The 26,132-nt window shown below is 64.2% G+C and carries 22 protein-coding genes and 1 tRNA gene; 17 read left to right on the plus strand and 6 right to left on the minus strand.

Translation table 11 applies throughout. The features are described 5' to 3' along the window. Positions 1-75: 75 nt before the first annotated feature. The 8 genes from shc to hpnE all read left to right on the plus strand — a co-directional run bounded on the left by shc (position 76) and on the right by hpnE (position 10,615). On the plus strand, positions 76-2,100 hold the full coding sequence (gene shc, locus LAN61_07655) for a squalene--hopene cyclase (protein ID MBZ5540379.1): 2,025 nt from the start codon (positions 76-78) through the stop codon (positions 2,098-2,100). Continuing rightward, the gene (hpnH, locus tag LAN61_07660; protein MBZ5540380.1) at positions 2,097-3,254 is read left to right on the plus strand and encodes an adenosyl-hopene transferase HpnH; all 1,158 of its coding nucleotides are present in this window, start codon (positions 2,097-2,099) and stop codon (positions 3,252-3,254) included. The genes shc and hpnH overlap by 4 nt, the downstream gene beginning before the upstream one ends. Further along, positions 3,251-4,273 carry an NAD-dependent epimerase/dehydratase family protein gene (locus LAN61_07665; protein ID MBZ5540381.1) on the plus strand — a complete coding sequence of 341 codons (1,023 nt, stop codon included), beginning with the start codon at positions 3,251-3,253 and terminating at the stop codon, positions 4,271-4,273. The genes hpnH and LAN61_07665 overlap by 4 nt, the downstream gene beginning before the upstream one ends. Before the next feature lie 188 nt (positions 4,274-4,461). Next, entirely contained in the window at positions 4,462-5,100 is a 639-nt protein-coding gene (locus LAN61_07670; GenBank protein MBZ5540382.1) for a hypothetical protein, read from the plus strand. Next, positions 5,097-6,203: an alcohol dehydrogenase catalytic domain-containing protein gene (locus tag LAN61_07675; GenBank protein ID MBZ5540383.1), complete on the plus strand. Its 1,107-nt coding sequence runs from the start codon at positions 5,097-5,099 to the stop codon at positions 6,201-6,203. The genes LAN61_07670 and LAN61_07675 overlap by 4 nt, the downstream gene beginning before the upstream one ends. 80 nt (positions 6,204-6,283) lie before the next feature. After that, on the plus strand, positions 6,284-7,318 hold the full coding sequence (locus LAN61_07680) for a zinc-binding dehydrogenase (GenBank protein ID MBZ5540384.1): 1,035 nt from the start codon (positions 6,284-6,286) through the stop codon (positions 7,316-7,318). A gap of 809 nt (positions 7,319-8,127) precedes the next feature. Then, a complete protein-coding gene (locus tag LAN61_07685; protein MBZ5540385.1) occupies positions 8,128-9,237 on the plus strand; it encodes a phytoene/squalene synthase family protein in 1,110 nt (369 codons plus the stop codon). Further along, on the plus strand, positions 9,167-10,615 hold the full coding sequence (hpnE, locus tag LAN61_07690; GenBank protein ID MBZ5540386.1) for a hydroxysqualene dehydroxylase HpnE: 1,449 nt from the start codon (positions 9,167-9,169) through the stop codon (positions 10,613-10,615). The genes LAN61_07685 and hpnE overlap by 71 nt, the downstream gene beginning before the upstream one ends. Before the next feature lie 18 nt (positions 10,616-10,633). On the opposite strand, the gene LAN61_07695 is transcribed toward hpnE, so the two are convergent. Next, complete coding sequence (locus tag LAN61_07695; protein MBZ5540387.1) at positions 10,634-10,954, minus strand: hypothetical protein; 321 nt, start codon at positions 10,952-10,954, stop codon at positions 10,634-10,636. A gap of 211 nt (positions 10,955-11,165) precedes the next feature. On the opposite strand from LAN61_07695, the gene LAN61_07700 reads away from it, so the two are divergent. Then, positions 11,166-11,639 carry a hypothetical protein gene (locus tag LAN61_07700; GenBank protein ID MBZ5540388.1) on the plus strand — a complete coding sequence of 158 codons (474 nt, stop codon included), beginning with the start codon at positions 11,166-11,168 and terminating at the stop codon, positions 11,637-11,639. A gap of 1 nt (position 11,640) precedes the next feature. On the opposite strand, the gene LAN61_07705 is transcribed toward LAN61_07700, so the two are convergent. Further along, entirely contained in the window at positions 11,641-12,633 is a 993-nt protein-coding gene (locus LAN61_07705) for a DUF72 domain-containing protein (protein MBZ5540389.1), read from the minus strand. Between the two features lie 202 nt (positions 12,634-12,835). Between LAN61_07705 and LAN61_07710 the strand changes: the two genes are divergently transcribed. Then, positions 12,836-13,183 carry an HPF/RaiA family ribosome-associated protein gene (locus LAN61_07710; GenBank protein ID MBZ5540390.1) on the plus strand — a complete coding sequence of 116 codons (348 nt, stop codon included), beginning with the start codon at positions 12,836-12,838 and terminating at the stop codon, positions 13,181-13,183. A 76-nt stretch (positions 13,184-13,259) separates the two neighbouring features. Beyond that, positions 13,260-13,334 (plus strand) — tRNA-Lys (locus LAN61_07715). Between the two features lie 47 nt (positions 13,335-13,381). Here the strand turns inward: LAN61_07715 and LAN61_07720 are convergent. Continuing rightward, the gene (locus LAN61_07720; GenBank protein MBZ5540391.1) at positions 13,382-15,109 is read right to left on the minus strand and encodes an amidohydrolase; all 1,728 of its coding nucleotides are present in this window, start codon (positions 15,107-15,109) and stop codon (positions 13,382-13,384) included. A gap of 271 nt (positions 15,110-15,380) precedes the next feature. Then, a complete protein-coding gene (locus LAN61_07725; GenBank protein ID MBZ5540392.1) occupies positions 15,381-16,691 on the minus strand; it encodes an aminotransferase class III-fold pyridoxal phosphate-dependent enzyme in 1,311 nt (436 codons plus the stop codon). 219 nt (positions 16,692-16,910) lie between these two features. On the opposite strand from LAN61_07725, the gene hpt reads away from it, so the two are divergent. From hpt to LAN61_07755, 6 genes are all read left to right on the plus strand, one after another. Next, positions 16,911-17,495 (plus strand): hypoxanthine phosphoribosyltransferase, encoded by a 585-nt coding sequence (gene hpt / locus LAN61_07730; protein ID MBZ5540393.1) that lies wholly within the window; start codon positions 16,911-16,913, stop codon positions 17,493-17,495. After that, a complete protein-coding gene (gene deoC, locus LAN61_07735; GenBank protein MBZ5540394.1) occupies positions 17,492-18,199 on the plus strand; it encodes a deoxyribose-phosphate aldolase in 708 nt (235 codons plus the stop codon). Before hpt ends, deoC begins: the two co-directional genes overlap by 4 nt. Before the next feature lie 65 nt (positions 18,200-18,264). Next, positions 18,265-20,064: a SpoIIE family protein phosphatase gene (locus LAN61_07740; GenBank protein ID MBZ5540395.1), complete on the plus strand. Its 1,800-nt coding sequence runs from the start codon at positions 18,265-18,267 to the stop codon at positions 20,062-20,064. After that, positions 20,045-21,433, plus strand: a complete 1,389-nt coding sequence (gene lysA, locus LAN61_07745) for a diaminopimelate decarboxylase (GenBank protein MBZ5540396.1) — start codon at positions 20,045-20,047, stop codon at positions 21,431-21,433. Before LAN61_07740 ends, lysA begins: the two co-directional genes overlap by 20 nt. Positions 21,434-21,642: 209 nt before the next feature. Next, entirely contained in the window at positions 21,643-22,194 is a 552-nt protein-coding gene (locus LAN61_07750; GenBank protein MBZ5540397.1) for a transposase, read from the plus strand. A gap of 1,136 nt (positions 22,195-23,330) precedes the next feature. Continuing rightward, positions 23,331-23,699: a hypothetical protein gene (locus LAN61_07755; protein ID MBZ5540398.1), complete on the plus strand. Its 369-nt coding sequence runs from the start codon at positions 23,331-23,333 to the stop codon at positions 23,697-23,699. 775 nt (positions 23,700-24,474) lie between these two features. On the opposite strand, the gene LAN61_07760 is transcribed toward LAN61_07755, so the two are convergent. Both LAN61_07760 and LAN61_07765 read right to left on the minus strand, forming a co-directional pair. Continuing rightward, the gene (locus tag LAN61_07760; GenBank protein MBZ5540399.1) at positions 24,475-25,338 is read right to left on the minus strand and encodes an NAD(+)/NADH kinase; all 864 of its coding nucleotides are present in this window, start codon (positions 25,336-25,338) and stop codon (positions 24,475-24,477) included. A gap of 27 nt (positions 25,339-25,365) precedes the next feature. Beyond that, complete coding sequence (locus LAN61_07765) at positions 25,366-26,118, minus strand: TlyA family RNA methyltransferase (protein MBZ5540400.1); 753 nt, start codon at positions 26,116-26,118, stop codon at positions 25,366-25,368. Positions 26,119-26,132: the final 14 nt, after the last annotated feature.

Here is a 26,132-nt window from a genome sequence, read left to right on the forward strand (position 1 = left end):
AGTTAGATAACCTCCGCCACTGCCCCCTCCATCTAAAGTGGGGAAGGGCATGCACCCGCTCTGGGGGAATTTAGATTGGCAGCAGGCACGAGAATTGATCTGGAAGCACGGCTTCCTGCCGCTCCGCTGGGGGCTGCGGCGGGCTGGGGCGACCGTCTCGAACAGGCGATTGAGCGCGGTGTCAATCACCTGCTTTCGCTGCAGACGGAAGAGGGCTACTGGCACGGTGAGCTGGAAGCCGACACTACGCTGGAGTCGGATTACATTTACTACCTCCACGTTTTGGGAAAGGCCGATCCAGAGCGCATCGCCAAGCTGGCCAACTACGTGCGCCGGCGGCAACTCCCGGACGGCGGCTGGAATATTTATCCCGACGGGCCGGCGGAACTAAACGCCACGGCCAAGGCTTACTTCGCGCTGAAGCTGGCGGGAGACATGCCGGATACGCCGCACATGGCGCGTGCGCGGGAGACGGTGCACCGTCTGGGCGGTCTGGAACACAGCAACTCGTACGTGCGCTTCTACCTGGCGCTGGTGGGTGCGGTGGGCTGGGATCTGGTGCCCGCGATTCCGCCGGAGCTGATGCTCGTGCCGAACTGGTTCTTCCTCAACATTTATGAGATGTCCTCGTGGACCCGCGGCATTGTCATTCCTATGGCCATCCTTTCCGCGCTGCGCCCGGAGTGGCGCCTGCCCGAGCAGGCCCGCGTGGACGAGCTGTTTCGCGACTCCGCGAAGAAGCGCGCGGCGTTTGACTGGAGCAAGCAGCTCCTTTCCTGGAAAAACTTTTTCCTGGCCCTGGACCGGGCCCTCAAGCTGTACGAGAAGCTGCCTTGGAAGCCGCTGCGCCAGCGCGCCTTGCGGGAAGCGAAGTCCTGGATGCTCGAGCATCTCGAGCGGAGCGACGGCCTCGCGGCCATCTATCCGGCGATGATGAACTCCATCTTCGCGCTGATGGCCCTGGGGCACGGCCCGGAAGATCCGCTGACCGCGCGGGAGATTCGCGAATTCGCACGATTTGAGATCGCCGAAGGCGACACCATCCGGCTGCAGCCGTGTGTTTCCCCAGTGTGGGACACCTGCATCGCCATGGTCGCGCTGGAAGAGGCCGGCTTGCCCGCCGATCATCCGGCGCTGGTGAAAGCCACGGACTGGATCTTGTCCAAGCAGGTGCTCGGCCCGGGCGACTGGCAGGTCAAGAACAAGGACGCCGAGCCGGGTGGCTGGGCTTTTGAGTTCCGCAACGACTGGTATCCGGACGTGGACGACACGGCCTTCGTCCTGATGGCCCTGCAGCGCGTGAAGTTTCCCGACCCCGCGCGCATGGAGAAGTCCGTGCGTCTCGGCATCCAGTGGCTGCTGAGCATGCAGAACAAGGACGGCGGCTGGGGCGCGTTCGACCGCGACAACAATCACAAGCTCCTGTGCAATATTCCCTTCGCCGACCACAACGCGATGATCGATCCTTCGACCGCGGACGTGACCGCGCGCGTGGTGGAGTGCCTGGGCCGCTTCGGCTGGCCGGTACAGCACCCCGCGGTGCGCCGCGCCGTACAGTTTCTGGTGCAGGACCAGTGCGAAGACGGCGCGTGGTTCGGGCGCTGGGGCGTGAACTATGTCTATGGCACAGGCGGCGTGCTGCGCGCGCTGGAGACCGTTTCGCTGACCGCCCAGGAGTATTGCCAGCGCGGGGTGCGCTGGCTGCGCGCCGTGCAGAACCCCGACGGCAGCTTCGGCGAGTCTTTGCGCTCCTATCACGAGCCGGCGACCAGGGGGCAGGGCAACTCCACGCCTTCGCAGACCGCTTGGGGTCTGATCGGCTTGCTGGCCGGGGCCGACGCGCAGGACCCGGCGATCCTCAAGGCGGTTACTTTTCTCCTGAGCCAGCAGAGCTCCGACGGCTCGTTTTCCGAGGGCGATTTTACGGGCACGGGTTTCCCGGGGGTGTTCTACCTGAAGTATCACCTGTACCGCAATACGTTCCCGCTGTATGCGCTGGCCAGATACCGCAACCAGGCGCACAATGCCGCGGAATTCCGGGCGCTGAGCTTCCGCCCCGAAGAGTTCCGCCTGCGCAGCGGATTCCAGGGGGCTAAATGAGATTTCCTTTGAAGATGACCGCGAATCTGACGAAGTACATCGCGGCCAAGAAGATCGGCGGCGTGAAGAAGTTTCCGCTGGTGATGATGCTCGAGCCGCTGCACGCCTGCAACCTCACCTGCACCGGTTGCGGGCGCATCCGCGAATACAAGAGCACCATCAACGAGATTATGAGCGTGGAGCAGTGCGTGGCCGCGGCCGAAGAATGCGGCGCGCCGATCGTCTCCATCTGCGGCGGCGAGCCGTTGATCTATCCGGAAATCGGGCGGCTGACGAAGGAGCTGCTGGACCGCGGCCGGCACATCTACCTGTGCACCAACGGCATGTTCATCCGCAAGCGCATGCACGAGTTCAAGCCCACCTCCAGCTTCTTCTGGAACGTGCACCTGGACGGCATGGAGCGCACCCACGACCTGTGCGTGGAACGCGACGGCGTCTTCCGCGACGCCATTGAAGGCATCAAGGCCGCCAAGGCCGCGGGCTTCCTGGTCTGCTCCAACACCACCATCTACAAAGAGACCGACTTGAGCGAGGTCGCCGAGCTCTTCGAATATCTCTACGAGCTGGGCGTGGACGGCTACATGATCTCCCCGGCCTATTCTTATTCGGCCGTGGCCACCCAGGACATCTTTCTGACCCGCGACGATATCGTGAACAAGTTCCGCGACGCGCAGGCCGTCCTCGACAAGTACAACGTCATGATGTCCCCCATCTACTACGAATTTCTGCGCGGCGAGCGCCAACTGGAGTGCGTCGCCTGGGGCACGCCGACGTATAACCCCAAGGGCTGGAAAGCGCCCTGCTATCCCATGACCGACGGGCACCACGCCACGTTCAAGGATTTCCTCGAGAAGACCAACTGGGACAGCTATGGCCCGGGCCGCGATCCCCGCTGCCAGGACTGCATGATGCACGTTGGCTTCGAGCCTTCCGCGGTGCTCGGCGGGAATTCCAAGCTGGGCGATACCTGGAAGCTGCTCTCTTGGCAGCTCTCCGGGAGCCTGGGCGGCGCGCGCGGCAAAGGCCAGCCCGCGAACGGCCATTCCAACGGCGCAGCGAACGCGAATGGACATTCCAACGGCCACGCGGCCGTGACGACGCCTCCGCTGACGGAAGAACTGGTCTCCTCCGACGGGCGCCTGCGGATTCTATGACCACATTAGTGACCGGTGCCGCGGGCTTCCTGGGAAGCCACGTGGCGCGGCAGTTGGCGGCGCGGGGCGACGCCGTTCGCGTGCTTTTGCGTCCGTCGAGCACCAACCGGGCCATTTCCGACCTTTCCCTGGAATACGTCACCGGCGACCTGCGCGATCCGGCTTCCTTGGATCGTGCGCTGCTCGGTGTGCGCCGCGTCTTTCACGTGGCCGCCGATTACCGCCTGTGGGCGCGGCGTTCCGGCGAGATCTACGAATCCAACGTCACTGGCACGCGCAATTTGCTGCAAGCTGCCAAGCGCGCAGGCGTGGAGCAATTGATTTACACCAGTACGGTGGCCACCATCGCCGTAGACCGCCCGGAACTCCCCAACGAAGCCACAAACGCCGCGCTCGATGAGATGGTTGGGCATTACAAGCGCTCCAAGTGGCAGGCGGAGCGGGAAGTCCTGCAGGCCGCGCAGGAGGGGCTGCCGGTGATCGTGGCCATGCCCACCACGCCGGTGGGCCCGGGCGACTGGAAGCCGACGCCGACCGGAAAAATCATCGTGGATTTTCTGAACGGGAGAATGCCCGGGTACGTCGAGACGGGGCTGAACTTTGTGGGCGTGGAGGATTGCGCCGCGGGGCATCTGCTGGTGGCGGAGAAGGGCAAAGTGGGCGAGCGCTACCTGCTGGGCGCGGAAAACCTGACCCTCAAGCAGGTGCTGGACACCCTGGCCCAGATCACCGGCCTGCCCGCGCCGAAGCGCAAGATTCCGCACGGCTTGGCGCTCTGCGCGGCCTACGCCAATACCGTTTTCGCGCGCCTGACCTTTCGCGAGCCGAGCATTCCCGTGGAAGGCGTAAAGATCGCGCAGCACAGGATGTTCGTGGATTGCGCGCGTACGCAGCGCGAGCTGGGCTTCCGGCCCGGGCCGGTGGCCGCGGCCCTGGAGCGCGCCGTGCGCTGGTACGAAGCCAACGGGTACGTCACCGGCCGGGCCGCGAAGCGCCTGGCGCGGGCGCAGGCGGCCTAGAGGTATCTCCGGCGGGGAGACCGGCATCAGAGAGTAACAGGCGTATGCGAGTCCTCGTCACCTTCGCCGTCGAAACCGAATTCGCCCCTTGGCGCGCTCGCCACGCGTTTCTTTGCCGGGAGCCGCAAGATTCGCATCGGCAAGCAAAGTGCGGCCTGTACACGGCGGCTATCGATGTGGCAGAGGTTATGGTTCTTCTCACCGGCATGGGCAGGGAAAGCGCGGTGCGCGCAATGAAGAGCGTGGCCCTGGACAGCTGCGATGTTTGTATCTCGACCGGGCTGGCCGGCGCATTGGATGCGGCCTTGCGCCCCGGGGAGATCGCCGCGGGGCGCAGCGCCGGTGTTGCCGGCGGGGAGCGGCAGATGCCGAGCGATGGCGGCCTGCTCGATTGCGCCGTATCCTGCGGCGCGCGGCCGGTGGATCTTTTTTTGACTTCGGAGACGATTGCGGCCACGGGCAGAGAGAAACAAGCGCTAGGCGCCTTTGGGAACATCGTCGAAATGGAAAGTTTCCATGTGTTGGAGGCGGCCAGCGCGGCGCACGTGCCGGCCGTGACGCTGCGCGCGATCAGCGATACCCTGGCGGAGGACCTGCCCATCGATTTTCACCGCGTTTTGGATTCCCGCGGCCACGTCCGCATCGGCCGAATGATGGCGGAACTCGCGCGGCACCCGCAACATATCCCCGCTCTGATCCGTTTTGGAAGGCAAAGCCGCTCGGCGAGCGAATCGCTGGCGGATTTTCTCGACCGCTACGTCCCTGCGGTGGCAGGAGGCCGGCATCGGGTGAGCAAGGCAAGCGTGGAAGAGGTTTCCGCGACATGAGCCGGACAGGGGCTACACTCGATCCGCGGGCGGCGCTTGGGCCGGTGCCCAGGACCATGCGCGCGGGCGTGTACCGCGGCAAGGGCATCGTACGCGTCGAAGAGGTGCCGGTGCCCGAACTGGGCGACGGCGAAGTGCTGATCAAGGTGGCCTGCTGCGGGATCTGCGGCACGGATATTAAGAAGATTTTCCACGCTTACGTCGAGCCGCCGCAGATTCTGGGCCACGAAGTTGCCGGGACGGTGGTGGCCGTGGGGCGCGGGGTCAACAAGTGGAAGCCCGGCGACCGGGTCATGAGTTTCCACCATATTCCCTGCGGGACTTGCTTTTACTGCCAGAAACGCCTGTTTTCGCAGTGCCCGCGCTACAAGACCACGGGGCTGACCGCGGGCTTCACGCCGAACGGCGGGGGCTTCGCGGAGTACGTGAAAGCCATGCCGTGGGTGGCGGAGCGGGGAATCGTGGCCCTGCCCGCTGGGGTCAGCTTCGAGCAGGCCACCTTTATCGAGCCGGTGAACACCATCTTCAAAGCCATCCAGAAGGCCCGGGTGGCCGCCGGGGAAACGGTCCTGGTGATCGGCTGCGGTCCCGTGGGCCTCCTGTTGCTGATGGTTAGCCACTTGGAGGGCGCAAAGTTGTACACTAGCGATCCTATGGCCGAGCGCCGGGCCAAGAGCCTACAATTGGGGGCCAGCGCGTCGTTTGACCCGGGCAGTGGTAAGCTGGTGCAAGAGATCAAGGCCCGTACGGAAGGCCGCGGGGCGGATGCGGTTCTTGTCGCTGTACCGCATCCGGCTGTTGTGGTGGAAGCATTAGCAGCGGCGCGGCCCGGCGGGCGGGTTCTGCTGTTCGCGGCGAATGACCCGGTGACCAGGATCGAGTTTCCCGCGGGGGCCGTGGGCATCGACGAGAAAGAGATTCTGGGCAGCTACAGCGCGGCAGTGGATATTCAGGAGCCCGCGGCGGCATTGGTGCTATCTGGGAAATTGCCGGTAATGGAATTGGTTACGCACCGCTTTTCTCTGGATAGAATCCAGGAAGGGCTGGAGCTGGCGGCGCGGCCGACCGCCGAGTCGCTGAAGATTTTGATTACACACACGTGAGCACAACGGCACAGAAGAAGCTGGAGATCGTCAGCGGGCAGAAAGCGCCGCTGGCCGCGCCCCCCCACGTGCCCGCGCTGATGACCGCGGCGGTGCTCTACGGGAGCGAAGACCTGCGCGTCGAGCAGATCGCGGTGCCCAAGCTGGCCGCCGACGAAGTGCTGCTGCGCGTGTGCATCGCCCTGACCGACGGCACCGACCTCAAGGTCTGGAAGCGCGGCTATCACGCGCGGATGATTCAGCCGCCGGCCGTTTTCGGCCACGAAGTGGTGGGCGAGATCGTGCGCAAGGGCCGCGATGTGGAGTCCCGCTGGGAGCTGGGTATGCGCGTGGTGGCCGCGAACTCCGCGCCCTGCCTGCGCTGCTTCCTCTGCCGCTGCGGCCAGGAAAACCTTTGCGCAGACTTGCTCTTCAATAATGGCGCGTACGCCGAGTACATGCGCATTCCCGGGCGCATTGTGCGGGAAAACATGCTCGAGGTCCCGGAGAAAGTCACGGACCAGGACGCCGCGCAGGTCGAGCCCCTGGCCTGTGTGCTGCGCGGCATCCACGAGATGGATGCCCGCGTCGGCGACACCATCGTGGTCATCGGCTGCGGACCCATCGGCTTGAAATTTATCCGCATGCTCTCGCGGCGCGGCCTGCGCGTGATTGCCCTGGCCCGCCGTGCGGCTCCCCTGGAAGTGGCCCGGCGCATGGGTGCAGCCGTCACCGTCAACACTTCCGAAGTGGCCGACCCGATTGCCGCCGTCCGGGAATTGACCGAGGATCGGCGCGGGCCGGATGGGGTGGTGGAAGCCGCCGGCAATACCACTACCTGGCAATGGGCGCTGCAGATGGTGCGCCGCGGCGGGGTGGTCAACTTTTTCAGCGGCCTGCCGGGCGGCACCAAGGTGGAAATCGAGCCCGCGGCCATCCACTATTCGGAGATTCGCATGATCTCCCCGTTCCACCATACGCCGCGTTTCATCCGCGAAGCGCTCGAGGCCATCCGCCGCGGCGACGTGCTGGCGCGGGATTTTGTGACCGAGGAGATCCGCCTCGTGGATCTGCCCCAGGCCTTCCAAAAAATGAAGTCGCGCAGCGGCGAGATCAAGCTCGCTGTCCGGCCCTGAGGGCCAGCTGCCCAATCGCAGAAAGCGGAAGCGGGAACGTTACGGGAATGCTGCGTCCAGGTGAACTCGAAATCGCGCGCCACGCTCCGCCCGCAGGCTGCTCCCCGGCGGAGGCCCGGCGCTACACGCGCTGGCTCGCCACACACCACTACGAAAACTTCAACGTGGTTTCCTGGCTGCTCCCCCGCGAACTGCACCAGCATTTCTACAACGTCTACGCCTACTGCCGCTGGGCCGACGATCTGGGCGACGAGGTTCCCGAGACGCCGCGGGCGCTCGAATTACTGGACTGGTGGGAGCGCGAACTGGACGCCTGCTACGAGGAGCGGCCCGCGCATCCCGTCTTCGTGGCCCTGCGCGAGACGATTGTCGCGCGCGACATTCCCAAACAGCCCTTCGCCGACTTGCTGCGGGCCTTCCGCCAGGACCAGACGGTCAAGCGCTATGCCACGTGGGAGGATGTGCTCGGCTACTGCCGCTATTCCGCGAATCCCGTGGGACGCCTGGTGCTGTACCTCGGCGGCTACCGCGACGCGGAGCGGCAGCGGCTTTCCGACGCCACCTGCACGGCGCTGCAACTGGCCAATTTCTGGCAGGACGTCGCGCGCGACCTGGAGAAGGGCCGCATCTACATTCCCCTGGACGTGGCCGCGCGGCACGGCCTGAGCGAGGCGGAGATCGTCGCGCGGAACTTCGACGCGCGCTACGCGGGGCTGATGCAGGAGTTGGTGGCGCGCACTCGCGTGCTGTTCGAGGAAGGGCGGCCGCTGGCGCGCCTGGTGCCCGGGCGCCTGGGCGTGGACGTGGAGATGTTCAGCCGCGGCGGCATCGCCGTGCTCGACGCGATTGAGGCCCTGGGCTACGACACGCTGCACCACCGCCCGGCCATCAGCCGCGGCAAGCAAGTGCAGTTGCTGGGCCGCACGCTGCTGGCGCGGCTCGTCGCGCCGGAGTCCAGGTCCGGCGCGGCGGCGGTCCCGGCAGCGGCCGGGTCCGTGGAAGAGTCCTACGCCGAATGCCACCGCGTGGCCCGCGCGGCGCGCAGCAATTTCTACTATGCCTTCTACCTGCTGCCGCGGCCCAAACGCGACGCCCTGGCGGCGCTCTATGCCTTCATGCGCCAGGTGGACGACGTGGCCGACGAGGGCCATGACGTGGCCGCCAAGCAGCGCGGCCTGGCGCGTTGGCGCACGCTGCTGGATGCCGCCCTGGTCGGCGATGGCCCCGTGGGCAACGCCGTGCTGCCCGCTCTGGCGGATACCATGCGTCGTTACAAGATTCCCGCGCGCTATCTGCATGACCTGATTTCCGGCGCGGAGATGGATCTGACGGTGCGGACCTATCCGACCTTCGACCGCCTGCGCGAGTATTGCTACCGCGTAGCGGGCACGGTGGGTTTGACCTGCGTGCACGTCTTCGGCTTCCGCGAACCTCGCGCGGTGGACCTCGCGGAAAAGCTGGGCCTGGCCTTTCAGCTCACCAACATCATCCGCGACGTCCACGAGGACTTCGCTCTCGGCCGCGTCTATCTCCCGGACGAGGACCTGGCGCGTTACGGCGTGGCCCCGGAGGATTTCGGGCGTAGCGAGGCGACGCTGGGCGTGCGCGAGTTGCTGCGCTTCGAAGCCGGGCGGGCCTGGCAGTGTTACGAAGAGGGCTCCCAGCTGCTGGCCCTGGTGGATGCGGACAGCCGTGGCGCTCTCTGGCTGCTGATCCGCACCTACAGCGCCTTGCTGGCGCGCATCGAAGCCGGCGACTTTGCCGTCTTTGGAGAACGCGTACGCCTGGCGAAGTCCGAGAAAATCTATTTTGCGGGTATGGCGAGATTTGGACGCCTGACGGAAGAGAATGTCCTCGAAAAGCGTGATCGTGATCGGCGGCGGGCTGGCGGGTCTGGCAGCCGGCGTCGCGCTGGCTGAAACCGGCTGCCAGGTGCGGCTGTTCGAGAAGCGTCCTTTTCTCGGCGGACGCGCCACGTCTTATGTGCTCCCGGACGGTGAGCACGTGGACAACTGCCAGCACGTGACCCTGGGCTGCTGCACCAACTTGGAGGATTTTTACCGCCGCGCGGGCTCCGCGGACAAAATTAAGTTTTTCGACCGCCTGGTTTTCGTGGACGCCCACGGGCGCCCGGGCGTGATGCAGGCCTCGCCGTTCTGCCCCGCGCCCTTCCACCTCTCGCCCTCCTTCACCTTTTTTCCGTTGCTGACCCTGCGCGACAAGCTGGCCATCGCTCGCGCCATGCTGGATATCTCCCTCGGCCGCGGCCACACCCGCGATCTCGACGAGCCCGGCGGTATCTCCATGCTGGAATGGCTGCGGCGGCGGCGCCAGACGCCCGGGGCCATCGCTCGCTTCTGGCGCGTGGTGCTGGTCAGCGCCCTGGACGAAGAGTTGGAACGCACCGACGCCCGCTACGGCGTGCAAGTCTTCTGGAAGGCCTTTCTCGCCAGTCGCACGGGTTACCGCATGGGCGTCCCGGCGGTGCCCCTGGCGGAGCTCTACGACGGCTGCCGGGCGGCCATGGAGCGCAAGGGCGGGGAAGTGCTGCTGCGCGCCCCGGTGCGCGGCTTGCGTTTCGAAAACGGGCGCGCCGCCGGCGTGCAGCTGGACGACGGGCGCATGGAGACGGCTGACGCCTATGTGCTGGCGGTGCCCCATGCGGCTCTGCCCGAGCTTCTCCCCGCAGAGCTGTTGCGGAACGATCCTGGCTTGGCGCAGATCGGCAAGCTCACCGATGCGCCCATCACCGGCGTGCATTTCTGGTTCGACCGCGCGGTGATGTCCGAGCCGTTCTTGAGCGTGCTGGACTGCACCACGCAGTGGATCTTCAACAAGACCGCGCTTTACGGTGCGGCGGGGACCGCGAACGGCGGACAGTATCTGCAGATCGTTATCAGCGCCTCTTACGACCTGCTGCCGCGCTCCCGCCAGGAGATCATCGATCTCTGCCTCGGCGAAGTGCGGCAGATTCTTCCCGCGGCGCGCACGGCCGTGCTCCGCAAGGCCACCGTGATCAAGGAGACCGCGGCGACGTTTTCGCCCGCGCCGGGCTGCGACCGCTGGCGCCCCCGGCAGCAGACCGCAACCCCGGGACTCTTCCTGGCCGGGGACTGGACCGCTACCGGCTGGCCCGCGACCATGGAGGGCGCCGTGCGCAGCGGCTATCTGGCCGCGGAAGCGGTTTTGCGCGACGCCGCCTCCCCGCAATCGTTTCTGCAGCCCGACCGCCCAGACGACGGCCTCTTCAAGTTTTGGAAGCCGGCCGCTTTGCGGTCGCGCGTGCAAAAGCAGTGAGCGCCGGTGACGGAAAGCTCAGTGCGTCGCGTCGTTGGCAGGTTCGCCTTCAAAGGAGCCCACGTGGCGTTCCTGCAGCGTGAGCTCCTCCCCGGCGGCATCGAGAGCGGCGTATTCGGCAACATGCTCGCGGCGAAACGCCTCATAGGCCTCGCGCGAGCTCCACAGGCCCAGGGTCATAAAGAAACTCGCCTTTTGGGAGTCGCGCAGCAGGCGGGTTTCGCGGTATGCTGGGGACAGCGCGAACAGGCGCGCCCAGCCGCCCCGGGGGCCGTAGACTTCCTCGAAACGCGTTTCCAGGCCCGGCTTGACTTCGAACTCCCAGAGTATTACAAACATAGAGACCCATCTCCTGCTCTCGGACGTTCGTCATTCCGGTCGGAATCATTGGCAAAGAACATGCGCACGGGCCGAGTGTAGCAATCGGGCTGGACAGAAGTCATCTAAGGCAACGCCTCTGCGCGGATTGAGTTGACCGCTTCGCGGTCACAGTTGATCTATTAAGGCAAAAGGGAAGGCCCGTCAAGGACGGGTGTAGATGGAGGTATGAGTGGATCGGAAATATAGTCACCGCGGTTATCGGGACGCGGAAAAAGACGACAAGGCCAAGAAGTCCGAGCGCAAGCCGGAGCAGGCGCGCCCGCCGCGCCAGGAACAGTTCGGACCGCGCACCCCGCGCATGGTGGGCACGGTGACCCGGGGGCGCTGCGCGAATTGCGGCGCAGTGCTGCAGCCGGGCTTCGACCCCAACGGGCAGTGCCCGCGCTGCCAGTTCGAGCTGCACAGCTGCAAGCAGTGCCGCTTCTTCGACAGCGGGGCGCAGTTCGAATGCATGCAGCCGGTGCCGGAGCGCATCTCCCCGAAGGATGCCAAGAACAGCTGCACCTTCTATGAATTCCGCATGACCGTGGAGAAGGACACCGCGCCGACGGCCTATTCCCAGACGCCGGCCACCGTGACGACCCCTTCGCCCTCGCGGCCGCACGACGCGCGCAAAGCCTTCGAAGACCTCTTCAAGAAGTAGTTCACTCCGCTTTGCGGCTGGAAGGAACTCCCAGCGGAAACAGGGTGGGCTCGGCCGGCGCCTGGCCGGCGATGGCCTCGAGCTGCGGATAGTGCTGGCGCAGCGGCTCCGGCACGTTCACCTTTTCTCCCTTCAGCAGGCTGATCAACTGCAGCGCGTTCACCACCGCTTTGCCCTGGTAATGGTTGTTGGTGACCACGAAGACGTCGCGCGCGTGCTGCAGGACTTTGTGTGTGCGCTGCACCCAGGGAAGCAGCTCTTCCTCCGGATACAGGTAGTTGTAGCGTTCGAAAGGCGGCGTTGTGGGGTCGTCGCTGAACCAGGTGTCGTAGCGGTGGCCGTGCAGCCGGATGTAGCCCACCGGCGAGGTGGCCTCCGCGGAGGGCTGCAGCGAGCGGCCGATGATGGGCTGGTCGATGTTGCAGAAGCCGGCGTCGTGCTCGCGCAGCAGGTCGAACGTTTCCGGCGCCTGCCACGAGGCATGGCGCACCTCCACCACCAGCGGATAGTCCCGGAAGCGCTGCAGCACGGCGCGGAGATAGGCGCTGGTCTCCGCGGTGCGGTGGAAGGAGAAAGGGAATTGCAGCAGGACCGCGCCGAGCTTGCCGGCCTCGCGCAGCACGTCGAAGCCCGCGCGCACCGCGCGCTCGTCCTCGGCCAGGGTGCCTGACGTTGTGGAGCCCGGCGTTGTGGCGAACGTGTCGTGGGTGAATCTCTGCCAGAGCTTGGCGGTGTAGACAAAGCGCGGATTGGCGGCGACTTTCTCGATCCACAGGCGCGCGTGGTCCGGCCGGATGGGTTGGTAGAACGAAGTGTTGATCTCGATGACGTCGAAAAAGCCGGCCAGATACGCCGCTTCGTGGAAGCCTTTCGGCTTGCGCGCCGGATAGACGTAGCCCGCCCAGTCCGGATACGACCAGCCGGCCGGGCCGACGCGCACGCGCCGCGCTTCCGCGGGGGCCAGCGGTTTGGAGTGGTGAGGGGTAGCGGCCAAGATGGTTTCCCGCAATGGCTGCTGGTCGCCAGCCTAAGAGCAGAGTAGGGAATTGCCGTGCGGGGTGTCAACCTCTAGGAACATCGGCCCCAGCGGGCGATTGCCTCCGCGCCTGCGGCTTGCTATGCTCAAACTGCAATGCGGTATTACCACCCCAACCGCGTAGCGTTCTTTTCTTTTCATCCCGATAACAGGTGCGACCATGAACATTTCGATCAGCTACAAGTACGTCAAGGCACACCAGCCTGTCGAAGAGGAGGTCGGCCGGTACACCGGCAAGCTGAGTAAGCTGCTGAAGGGTTACCCGTCCGATGCCGTGCACATCCACGGCGTGTTTGCCAGAAATCTCCACAACAACGAACATTCCTTCTCGCTGAACCTGAAGCTGCCCACGGGCACCCTGCATGCCACCGGCACCGGCAGCGGCGTGCGCACCAGCTGCAAACAGGCGTTCCGCGACCTCGAGGAGCAGGTGAAAAAGCATCAGGCGCGCCTGCGCAAAGATCACGAAGGGAAGCGCAGACGCCGCCTGGTGCACCAGTTCGCCTGAGCGGCCCGCGCCGTCCTCCCGGGCGTTCAGTTGCGGCCCCTGCCCGTACAGGCTACAATTGAAAAATTGTGTCCCCAGGGGCGTAGCTCAGTGGTAGAGCAGCGGCCTTTTAAGCCGAAGGTCGTGGGTTCGATCCCCACCGCCCCTACCATTTCAAACTGCTCAAAAGAAATCAATTAGGACGCTGCGGTCTCTACTTCAGTTGGGAGCGCGATAAACCGTCTTGCCCGCCACGATGGTCCACAGCACTTTGGCATCGCGCATCTCTTCCGGGCTGACCGTGAGCACGTCGCGGTCAATGAGAATCAGGTCGGCGCGCTTGCCCGGCGCGATGGTTCCGATGCTGTCGAGGAGGTTCATGGCGCGTGCGGAATTGCGCGTATAGGCGTAGAACATCGCTTCGCGCGGCATGTCCTGAGAAGCATCCAGGACGCCTTCGGGGCCCTTGCGCGTTTCCGCTTGATAGATTCCCTGGAACACATTGGCGCTGGACACGGGCCAGTCACTGGCTCCGGAGATGATGCCGCCATTGTCCAGGATCGATCGCGCGGGATACTGCCACGTATACACTTCCGGCTCGAGGTACGGCTTCACGATTTCGATCGTGTCCGTTCCCGCACTGGCCCACAAAAGCTGCAGCGCGCTGATGACCCCGAGTTTGCGAAAACGCGGAAAATCCTCGGGAGCCACAAACTGTTCGTGCGTCAGCGTGTCCGGCAGCCCGGAATTCCCGTTGGCCTTTCGCGCCGCCGCAATTCCGTCGAGCGCCGCTTTCACCGCGCCATCGCCCAGCGCATGGACGTGGATAATCAGCCCTTGCTTATCCGCCGCCACGCACAACTCCGCGAATTTCTTCGGATCAAAGAGCAGATCCCCGTTGCGGCCCGTGTTTTTATACGGTTTTGTGAGGTTGGCCGTCTGCGAAGGGTATTCGACGACTCCGTCGGCAAAAACCTTGATGCCGGTGACGTGGAGATTCGCCACGTTCTTGTAAGCTTCGCGGGTTTTCTGAACTCCGGCCAATTCGGCGGCTGGATCTTTCGCGAAAACCCGGGGAAACGCCGTAACCTCGGACAGAAGCTCTCCATGGTCGGCAAGCAGCTTGTACGCCTTCAGGACATCTTCGTCGGCGAGTGGATCGAGCCAGGAAGTAATGCCGAGGCTGTAATTGTACTGCAGGGCGGCGCGGCCCGAAGCAAGCAGCCGGTCGTCCGTGGGCTTCGGCAACAGAGGATTGATTTTCTCCATGCCGGCATCGACGACGAAACCGTTGGGCTCGAACTCCTTGCCGATGCCGTAGTAGCTCCGTTCCCCTTCGGATAGCGTTTTCAGATAGTCACGCGTGATCCCGGCGCGCTGCAGCAGCGCGCGATTTGCCCAGCCGGTGTGGCCATCCATGCCGCTCAGCAGCACCGGCTGATTTTCGTACTCTCCGGTGCTGAACTTGGCGTTGAGTTCATCGGTGTGCGACCAGAATGCGAGCGGAAGGCCCAGGATTTGCAAAATATCACCGCGCATCCCACGACCGGACTTCTTGGCTTCTGCGGTAAAAGTAACCAGCTCGTCCATCGTTTGCACTTTTTCGCTGGCATCGGCGGAAATAAGACCCATGCCCCCCATGAGCGAGTGGCTGTGCGAATCGATGAATCCGGGAAATAGAGATTTGCCCTGCAGGTCGACACGCTCCGCGTTTGCAGAGACGGATGTGGCAACTTCCGGGAGATTTCCAACCGCCACGATTTTATCGCCGCGAATCGCCACAGCTGCGGCATAAGGATTCTGCGGATCGCCTGTGAAGATCTTGACATCAAAAAAGATGCGCTCGCTGGCGCTGCCCTGCGCCGCAGCCGGGGAAGCAAGCAGACCAGACGAGAGGAGGGCAAGCAGAAGGGCAAACCGGGTGAAAACGCGCGTGAATTGTTTCACGACGTGATCCTTTCAAGGGAAGAATGGACGCGAGAGAACATGTAGAGCCGTGACAGCATACAACGGATGAGGAAGCGCCATCGCTGATTTCTTACGGCAGAGAAGCCCCGGCGCATGCAACCCTTGGGATAGTGGTGCGATGGTGATGCCAATCTGACATCAGAACAACGCCAAAATTCGTCTGGTGCGATCACTCCATGATTCCTCGCCCAACTTTACGCGCAGACACAGGGGCCGCAGTACAGGCATGCTTGCCTGTTCCACGGAAGCCCTAGTCGGTCACCGCTTTGTCCGTGATCTCCAGGCCGCGATCGATAATGGCGAAGGCCTTGCGCAGCTCCTCTTCGGTGATGCACAGCGGCGGATTGGTGAAGAACGTGTTCCAGCGCACGAAGGTGTAGAGGCCTTCCTGCCGGAAGAAGCGCCCCAGCGCGGCCATCTCCTCGGACGCGCCGTTGAAGGGCGCCATGGGCTGCCGCGTGCGCCGGCTACGCACCAGCTCCACGATGCCGAAGAGTCCGATGGAGCGCACCGCGCCCACCGAAGGATGCTTGGCGGCAAGCTCGCCGTGCAGTTGCTTCATCACCGCGCCCATCTTCTGCGCGTTTTCGATCAGCTTGTCCTCTTCGTACACCTGGATGGTCGCCAGCGCCGCGGCGCAGCCCATGGGATGGCTGTTGTAGGTCAGCCCGCCGTAGAAGACTTTGTCCTGAAAGTGCTGCGCGATGTGATGGCGCATGCCCACGGCGCCCAGCGGAATGTAGCTGCTGGTCAGCCCCTTGGCCATGCACAGCAGATCGGGCACCACGTTCCAGTGGTCCACCGCAAACCATTTGCCGGTGCGCCCGAAGCCGGCCATGACCTCGTCGGCAATCATCAGGATGCCGTATTTGGTGCACAGCTCGCGCACGCCCTGCAGATAGCCGTCCGGCGGGATGAGGATGCCGTTGGTGCCGGTGACCGTCTCCAGGATGAACCCGGCGATGGTGTTGGGCCCTTCGAGCTGGATGGTCTCCTCGAGCATCGCCAGCGACTGTTCCGCCGTGTCCCAGCCGCGCTCGATGCCGTGATACGGATCGAGCACATGAACTACTCCGGGAATGCCCGGCTCGGCCGCCCAGCGCCGCGGGTCCCCGGTAAGCGTGATGCTGCCGGCCGTGGCCCCATGATAGGAGCGGTAACGCGCCAGAATCTTGTGCCGGCCGGTGAAGAAGCGCGCCAGCTTGACCGCGTTCTCGGTGGCTTCGGCCCCGCCGTTGGTGAAAAAGAAAGTATCGATGTCGCCGGGGGTGATCTGCGCCAGCTTGGCTCCCAGCCGCGCGCGCGGCTCCGTGGCCATGAAGGGATTGGCGTAGGCCAGCGTGGCCGCCTGCTCGCTGATGGCCTGGATCACCCGCGGATCGCCGTGCCCGATGTTCACGCTCATCAACTGGCTGTTGAAATCGATGTAGCGCTTGCCCTCCGGCGTCCAGAAATAGACGCCCTTGGCGCCGGCAACGGGAAGGGGATCCACCTTGGATTGCGCCGACCACTCATAAAGCGTGTGCTTCTTGGTCAGGGCGATCATCTCTTCGCCGCTCATCGGTTTCGCCGTTGCGCCAGTCGTCATTTTCGGACCTCGGTATGGAGTTCGCCGCGCACGGCTCCGCAGGCGTGATTGCGGAACCTTGCGCAGCGTCAAACACCGTACCACGGTCAGCGCGGGAAACAAAAGGCGCACGGGGTTGCGACCGTCTTGCCCTGGCCCCGCGCCCTGCGCTAGAGTGGCGGCCACTGCCAAACCGGATTGCGGAACAGGTCCATGCCCAAAAAGAAGACGGCTTCAGCCACGACGCCGGGAGAAACAACGCGCATCCTCCTCACGCGCAGCCGCGTGCAGACGCGCATTGCCACGCTGGCGCGCGAAATCAACCGCGATTTCCGCGACGAGCCCGTGCACCTCGTCGGCGTGCTCAAAGGCGCCATCTTCTTTCTCGCCGATCTCGCCCGGCACATGTCCGGAGAGGTCTCTCTGGATTTCATCGCCGTTTCCAGTTACGGCAAGGAGACGCAGTCCTCGGGGCAGGTGAGACTGACCAAGGACCTGGACACCAGCATCGAGGGGCGCAACGTCCTCCTGGTCGAGGACATCCTGGATACCGGCCTGACTGTGAGCTATCTCTTGCGCGTCTTGGAGCAGCGCCGCCCCAAGCGCCTGCGCGTCGCCGTCCTGCTGGACAAGACCGAGCGGCGCAAGGTGCCGGTCAGCGCCGACTACGTCGGCTTTCGCATTCCCAACGAATTTGTGGTGGGCTACGGCCTGGACTACGCGGAGCGCTACCGCAACCTGGCCGACGTCTGCGTCCTCAGCCTGCACGGCAAAGTAAAGAAAGAAGGCGCGGAATGACTCCCCCGCCGCTGGAGCCCGCCGCCGTCGCCCGCCTGATCGATCACACCCTGCTCCGCGCCGATGCGCTCCCCGCCGATATCGAAAAGCTCTGCCGCGAGGCCCGGCACTATTCCTTCGCCGCGGTGTGCGTGAATTCCGTGTATGTGCCGCTGGTGGCCCGGGATCTGCGCGGTTCCTCCCCGGCCGTGTGCAGTGTCGTCGGTTTTCCGCTGGGCGCCATGCTCGCCGAGGCCAAGCGCCGCGAAGCCGAGTTGGCCCTGGCCGCCGGCGCCCGCGAAATCGACATGGTCATCCACGTCGGCGCGCTGAAGGCCGGGGAAGACGCCGCGGTTGTCGCGGACATCCGCGGCGTTGCCGGGGCCTGCCGCTCCGCCGGCGCGCTCTGCAAGGTCATCCTGGAGACGGCTTTGCTGACCGACGAAGAAAAGAGGCGCGGCTGTCTGCTGGCCCGCGATGCCGGCGCCGCCTTCCTGAAGACCTCCACGGGCTTCGGCCCTGGCGGCGCGACCCCCGCGGATGTCCGCCTGCTGCGGGAAACGGTGGGCCCGGCGATGGGGGTGAAAGCCTCCGGCGGCGTGCGCTCCTTCGACGACCTGTTGCAGATGGTCGAGGCGGGCGCCACGCGCATCGGCGCCAGCGCCGGCGTCCAGATTGTCGAAGAAGCCCGCGCCCGTTTTACCGCCGCGGGCGGCCCGCGCTAAATCGTCGGCGCATTCACCGGAACTCCGCAGGCGGCCTCCGCCGCCTGCTATAATAGAGCGATTCCATGAACCCCGCTGACGCACAGATGCAACCGTCCGCGACTACGCCGGAGATTCCCGTCTCCGCCGAGGTCCTGCAGACCCTTGTCGAAATCGGCGAGGAGGTCAACGCCTCGCTGGACCTCGACGAGGTTCTGGCGCGCACCGCCGCGCTGATCAAGCGCCTGATCGACTACGAAATTTTCGGTGTCCTGCTGCTGGAAGAGTCCGCCGGTTATCTCAAGCACCGCTTCACCATCGGCTACCCGCGCGATCTGGCGGAGAATTTGCGCGTTCCCCTCGGAGAGGGAGTTACCGGGACAGCCGCCAGCACCGGACAGCCCGTCCGCGTAAAGGACACCACCACGGATGCGCGCTACATTAACGCCATCGACAGCGTGCGCTCGGAGCTGGCCGTGCCGCTGATGATCAGCGGCAAGTGCATCGGCGTGCTGGATATCCAGAGCAACCATCCCAACTATTTCACCCGCGACCAGCAGAACATCCTCACCCTGCTCGCCAGCCGCCTGGCGGTGGCCATCGAAAACGCGCGCCTCTTCGAGCGCGTCCGCGCGCAGGCCGGTACCCTCATGGTCCTGAGTGAAGTCAGCCGCGAAACCGGCTCCATCCTGGACGTCGAAGAACTGCTGCGCCACGCCGCCGAGCAGACCAAGCGCGTCATCGACTACCAGATCCTCAGCCTCATGCTCTACGACGAGGACCAAAAGGTCTTCCGCCACCGCCTGGACGTGAAGCACGGCCACCGCGTGCAGGGCAAGCTGCGCGCCACCCCCACCGAGGGCATCGTCGGCGCGGCGGCCACGCTGCGTGAGCCGGTGCTCGTGCCCGACGTGACCGCCGATCCGCGCTACATCATGATCAATCCGGAGACCCGCTCCGAGCTGGCCATTCCCATGCTCCACAAGGGCCGGGTCATCGGCGTGCTCGACCTGGAAAGTCCGCAGCTCAATTATTTCACCGCGGACCACGTCCAGACGCTCTCCATCCTCGCGGCGAATCTCGCCGTTTCCCTGGAAAATGCCCGCCTCTACGAGCAGGTGGCGCGCGACGAAGCCCGCCTCGAGCGCGACTTGCAGGCCGCCAAGCGCATTCAGGGCGCCCTGCTGCGCCCCGCTCCGGCCGGCGATTACGAGCTGGACATCGCCGCGCGCTATCTCTCCGCCCGCGAAGTGTGCGGCGACCTCTACGAATTCCTGCGCTACGGCCCGCAGCAGCTGGGCATCGCCCTGGGCGACGTCAGCGGCAAAGGCACCGCGGCCGCGCTCTACGGCGCGGTGACCATCGGCATCATGCGCAGCCTCGCTCCGCAGAAGCTGCAGCCCGCGGAGATGCTCGCGCAGATGAACCAGCTCGTCGGCGAGCGCCGCATCGAAGGCCGCTTCATGACCATGTGCTTCGCCACCTGGCAGAAGGGCCGCCGCAAGCTGCGCATCGCCAGCGCCGGACAGTCCCAGCCCTTGCTCTTCAAGGACGGGCGCTGCGACAAGATCCCCCTCACCGGGTTCCCCCTGGGCATCTTCGAGGAAGTGAGCTACGACGAGTGGGGCTGCATACTCGAGCCCGGCGACATCCTCGTCCTGCACTCCGACGGCATCGCGGAGACCGCCAACTCCGACGGCCAATTTTTCGGCACTGAGCGCTTGCGCAAGCTCATCGAAGAGCACGTGCATCTGGCCGCCGCGGAGCTGGCCGATCTGATCCTGCGCGAGGTGGACTGGTTCGCGCAGAGCGCTCCGTTGAGCGACGACCGCACCCTGGTGGTCATGAAGGTGCGCGGAGCCAATGATGACCAGCCCGCCGCCTAGCGCCTCCGCAAAAAAGCAGCGTTACGCCGATCCCGCCGGTTTTACGCCGCAGTTTTCCTGGAAGGCGGCGCGCGGCGGGGAAGCCGTGCAGGCCGAAGGCGTGGCCCTGGGCCGCGTCGCCGCCGAGTGCGGCACCCCAACCTATCTTTACAGCAGCGCCGCCATCGCCGCCGCATACCGCGAGCTCGACCGCGGCCTCGCAGACCTGCCGCACACCCTGTGCTTCGCGGTGAAGGCCAACGGCAATCTCGCCCTGCTGCGCCTGCTGGCGCGCCTGGGCAGCGGCTTCGACGCCGTCTCCGGCGGCGAGATCGAGCTGCTGCGCCGCGCCGGAGTCCCCGGAGATCGCATCGTCTTTTCCGGCGTGGGCAAGACCCGCGAGGAGATGCGCGAAGCGCTGCGCTATCCTGCCGCGGGGCGCGCCGCGCGCCGCGGCATTCTGCTCTTCAACGTGGAATCCGAAGCGGAGCTGGACGTCCTGCTGGAAGAGGCCGCGCGCAGCGTGCGCGGCCGGAACGACGCCCCGGCCGTCTCCGTGCGCATCAATCCCGACGTGCAGGCCGGCGGCCATCCGCACATCTCCACCGGGCGCCACCAGCACAAGTTCGGCCTGGACTGGCCCGCCGCCCGCCGCCTCTACCTCGCGCACCGCGACTCGCGCGTCATCCGCTGGCAGGGCATCAGCGCGCATATCGGTTCCCAGGTGCTCTCCCTCGATCCCTTCCGCGAAGCCCTGCGCCGCCTCGCCGGCTATTTTCTGGAGTTGCGCCGCGCCGGCGTCGACTTGCAGTTTCTGGATTTCGGCGGCGGCCTCGGCGTGCGCTATACCGGCGAAAAGCCGCCCTCGCGCGCGGCCTATGCGCGCCTGGTGCGCGGGATCGTCCGCCCGCTCGGCTGCCACCTGCTGCTCGAGCCGGGCCGCTCGCTGGTGGCCCAGGCCGGCGTGCTGCTCACCCGCGTGGTCTACACCAAGGAAAACCGTGGCAAGCGCTTCGTTATCGTGGACGCGGCCATGAACGACCTGATGCGCCCGGTCCTCTATGGGGCGGTGCATCCGGTTACCCCGGTCACCCGCAAGAAGGGCAGCCGCTCCGGCCCCTGGCGGCGTGTGGATATCGTCGGCCCCGTCTGCGAAAGCGGCGACTGTTTCCTGCGCGATTGGCCGCTGCCCCCTGTCCAGCCGGGCGATGTCCTGGCCATCTGGTGCGCGGGAGCCTACGGCATGTCCCTGGCATCCAACTACAACGCCCGGCGCCGCCCCGCCGAAGTGCTCGTCGCCGGCCACCGCTACCGCCTCATCCGCCGCCGCGAAACCCTCGACGATCTGCTGCGCGCCGAAACCGCCGTCCTCGGCAAGCACCCGCGCTGACCGCCTTTTCCGCGTAGGGGCACGGCATGCCGTGCCCGTCCTCTCTGCCTCCTCGCTGTTGTCCGGCAGTCTGAGCAGTGCTCCATGCCGTGCCCGTCTTCATTCTTCTTCCCAGGCATTCATCCTTCGATCACTGTAGTCCTCGCCTCTATCCCATTGCCAGTCTATTGTAGGTATCCATTCGCCAACATCCGTGGTACAACCGCACCGTGCCCGATCCCTCTCCACTCCCGAACCGTCGCTCGGTTCGTCTCCTCGGCTTCGACTATTCGCAGCCCGGTCAATATTTCGTGACCATTTGCGCATTCCAAAAACGCTGCCTTTTTGGCCGGGTGGATGGCTCTCGCGTGCACCTCAATCATCTTGGGGAAATCGCTCATCGCTGCTGGATCGAAATCCCCTCGCACTTCCCGCAGGTCATTCTCGATGCCTTTGTCGTCATGCCGAATCACGTTCACGGGATTCTCGCCATCCAAACGCGGGCACGGCGTGCCGTGCCCCTACAGGAAATTCACCGCCCCGAGCTCTTCCGTAAACCAGTTCCCGGTTCTCTTGCCACCATCGTTCGCTCCTACAAGTCCGCGGCGACGAAACAGGTCCGAACGATACTCAGGCAGCCTGGCTATGCGGTTTGGCAGAGGAGCTTTTACGAAAGTGTCCTGCGTTCCGGCAAAGACTACGCCAGCGCAGCCCGCTACATCCTCGAAAATCCCAAAATGTGGCGCCTCGACTCGGAAAATCCCCTCTCACCAACAAGATAATCTCTCTTCGCTCCACCCACCCTCCCGATTCGCCGCTTCCCCGTAGGGGCACGGCACGCCGTGCCCGTTCTTTCGTTTGTGCCTTATGTGGAAGCCGAGCAGCATCTATCCCCCGCAACGCCTCCTGCCTTGGATTGGGTAGCGCCGGGCTTCAGCCCGGCCTCTTCCATCCGCATCTGCAAATCCAATTCTGCATTCTTACGTACCGCCCAGAGTTTCCCGACCGCTTCCGCTGCATTCAAGACAGCCGCGCTTCCTCGCAGGAACTGTTTTCATCGGCGCGTGGGCAAAAGTTCATAAGCCAGCAGCCTCCGGGTACCCGTCCGTCCTGTTCGCCGTTTCCGAGTAGGGGCACGGCACGCCGTGCCCGCTCTTTGCGTTGTGCCTTATGTGGAAGCCGAGCAGTATCCATCCCGACCCGCCCGGCAGCGCGCTTTTTCGCGGGGATTCTTCCGCCGGTACTTCGCAGATGAAAAAAGCTCACTAAAGTCCATGACACCTGGTCTCAAAATCGTTGGCACGCGCCGCCACGACCTTCGGCTTAAAAGGAAGATTCTCGTCGGCTCAAGCATCTTTGCTATTAATGAGACGGGCGGGCGAGCGCGAGGAGCTTTAATAAAGGTCGTGGTAATTGACATTCTCACGCGGTAGGTTTCGATCAGCAGGGACCAAGCGTCCAGACATTGAATACGCTGGCGAGCGGGCGAATAAAAAGCGAATTACCCTTGATTCTTTTCCTGTGCTCTGGAACACTGCGCTGGTAGAACGGACCCGAGAGGCTCCCTTGCCCGGAGCTTTCTCAGGTCCTGATCCTAAGCATGAAAGGAGGAAAGAGTGAAACACGCACCCGTTACGATACTGCGTGATTCCAAGACCGGTCGAATCATTTCGCAAAACACCGCGAACCGAAAAGACCCAGCGACTTGGGAACGTGAACGTGTGTATCGTCCATCACCAAAGAAAGGGTAAGTAAACACTCGGACGCTGGGAGCAATCCTAGCGTCCGAGAAATTGCAGTCGCATCGTAGTCCCTAGAATGCATCCTGACAAGGTATTTTCTATGCTCTGATGTTCTATGGAAGCCTAAGTACTGAGATTTAGATGTCGCGAGGCGAAAAATGGGCGTTGTAGAGAACATGAAGGAAATGGCCGACCTCATAAAAAAGCTCGGCGACATAGAACTCAACCGGAAGATCCTCACTCTCGAAACAGAAGTCCTGGATTTAACTCGGGACAAACGACGAGTTGAGGAGAAAGTTGAGGAATTGGAGCGAACGCTCAAGCAGCGCCAGACGCTATACTTTTTTGAGCCATTTTACTGGTTAAAAGAAGATACGACTCCCTATTGCCCTTCCTGTTGGGAAACGAAGATGACGGCCGTTCACGTCCTTTTCGAGTATGACACCGCGGTCCGTTCCAACTGGAGTTGTCCAAGCTGCAAACACAAATATGAACCAGAAAGGCTGCGGCAAGACCTGGTTTCGGCTGCTGCTCTAAAGCGCTGAGTACGTCACTTCCCTGAAATCCTTGGGCATCTATCAGACGCTCCCGAGCACGTTCTTCCGGTAGGACTCTCCGTTCGTGAGATAGAATCGGCGGGTGGCGCAAACTTAGTGACTTGGCAAGGTCCGGGTGCCCCATTCCTGCGAAGCGCGTTCGTTGCGTTCCGGATGCCTTTACGGAACGCGTTTTTGCGCCCCGGTTGGGTTTGCGGGGCACAGGTGGGGTTCTTCTCTTGGCTCTTCTCCCCATCCCCGCCTCCGCTCCCCCGCACCATTCGAATACCAGTAAAGTATATTGAACGTGTTTACCGAATGGGCTATACTCTCATTCGTTTCTAGCGCGGAGGAGATAGGCTGACATCCCTTGTCCGTGCCACCGCTCCCGCCGTCTCACACTCTTCCCGGTGACCACTTTCCAAACATTCGAGCACTAAAGCCTCTCCCGCAACCCCTGCAGAATCATCACTTACACACTCTTTCGCATCAACGGAAATCTACACGACTTAAAATCCTTTCCTTTGATACTCTTGCGCACTCTTCAAACAAGAGTGACCTGCTAAGTCCTTCAAATTCAATTACAACCGCACTCTTTGCAAAAAACACGGGGGTGGGGGTAGGGGTGTCCGCCAGAATCCTGAACCATTACTTGAAGTTTTCTCCCGTTCCGACGAGCAAAGAGGCCGGACTGAAACCCGGCCTCTACAAAGGCGGAGTAGAAAGATGCCGGCCTAAAGGCCCGGCGCTACATAGTCGGGGAAAAGAGGGATTCCCCGGGCGGCTACGTTTCGCCCCACTTCAGTTTGCTGCGGAGAATTTCGAAGTAGGTCTTGCGCGGGGGCTGGATGAGCTTCAGGCGCGGGAGGGCTTTGGTCACGCGGATGTGGTCGTTCGCGCGCATCTCGATGCCCGTCTGGCCGTCCATGGTGAGGAAGACGGCTTCGCTGTTGCCCGGAAAGGAGATCTCGATGCGCGAAGAGTCTTGCACGACCAGCGGGCGGTCGCTCAGCGTGTGCGGGCAGATCGGGGTGATCACGAAGGCGCCGACGCCGGGATGCACGATCGGTCCGCCGGCGGAAAGGGAATAGGCGGTCGAGCCCGTGGGCGTGGCCACGATCAAACCGTCGGCGCGGTAGCGGCAGACGAAGTTGCCGTCGATTTCCAGCTCCAGCTCGATCATCCGCGCCAGCACGCCTTTGTTGATGACCGCGTCGTTCAGCGCCAGGTGCGATTCGGCCACCTGGCCGCCGCGCAGCAGCTCCGCCTGCAGCAGCACGCGCTCGCTCACGGCGTGGCGTCCGGCAAGCGTTTCCTCGAGCGCGGGGTAGAGCTCGTCGCGGGTGAAGCTGGTCAGAAAGCCGAGGCTGCCGAGGTTGACGGGCAGAATGGGCACCCCGCGCGGCGCGGCCAGGCGCGCCGCCGCCAGCAGCGTGCCGTCCCCGCCGAGAACCAGCAGGAGCTGCGCTTCCTCGGCGAGCTGCTGGCGGGTGCGCACGTTTCCCGGAGCGGCCAGGCAACTGGAAGTCTCCGCGTCGCACAGCACGCGGATGCCGCGCTGCTCCAGCCACTGCAGAAGCGCGGGCACCACCGCGATCAGGTCCTCGCGGCGCGGGCGGGAGAGAATGCCGATGGTCTGGAAGCTCATGAGCGTGGTTGCGCTGCGTGCCGCAGTCTACTTTACCGCAGGGCGGCGCAGATGCAGAAAAAATTCCTGATTGCCTTCCGCGCCGGGGAGGCGGCTGGGCGACATGCCCAGGACCTCCAAGCCGGCGGCGCGGGCGGCTTCCCGCACGCGCTGCACCGCTTCCTCGTGCAGCTTCGCGTCGCGCACCACGCCTCCAGCGGGGATCTGCTCGCGGCGCAGCTCAAACTGCGGCTTGACCAGGACGAGCAAATCCGCGCCGGGCCGCGCCACGGCCGCCGCCGGAGCCAGGACCAGCGCGGCGGAGATGAAGGATACGTCCACCACCACCAGGTCCACCTCTTCCGGGATGTCCGCGCGAGTAAGCTCCCGCGCATTGCGCTCAATGCGCACCACGCGCGGGTCCTGTTGCAATTTCCACGCCAGCTGGTTGGTGGTCACATCCACGGCATACACACGGCGCGCGCCGCGCTGCAGCAGGCAGTCGGTGAAACCGCCGGTGGAAGAGCCGATGTCGGCGCAGACGCAGCCGGACGGGTCCAGCGCAAAATCTTCCAGCGCGCCTTCCAGCTTCATTCCGCCGCGGCTGGCATATTTCTGCTGCCGGCTGCGCACTTCGATTCGCGCATCTGCCGCAACCAGTTGTCCGGCTTTTTCGCCGCGCGCTCCGTCCACCAGGACTTCCCCCGCCAGGATCATGGCCCGCGCCTTGGCCTGCGATTCGGCCAGCCCGCGCGCGACCAGCAGGAGATCGAGCCGCTTGCGTTCGGGCTTGGCGGTCATGGGAGGAGCCGGGC

Source organism: Terriglobia bacterium (assembly GCA_020072785.1).
Taxonomy (GTDB): Bacteria; Acidobacteriota; Terriglobia; order Acidiferrales; family UBA7541; genus Acidiferrum.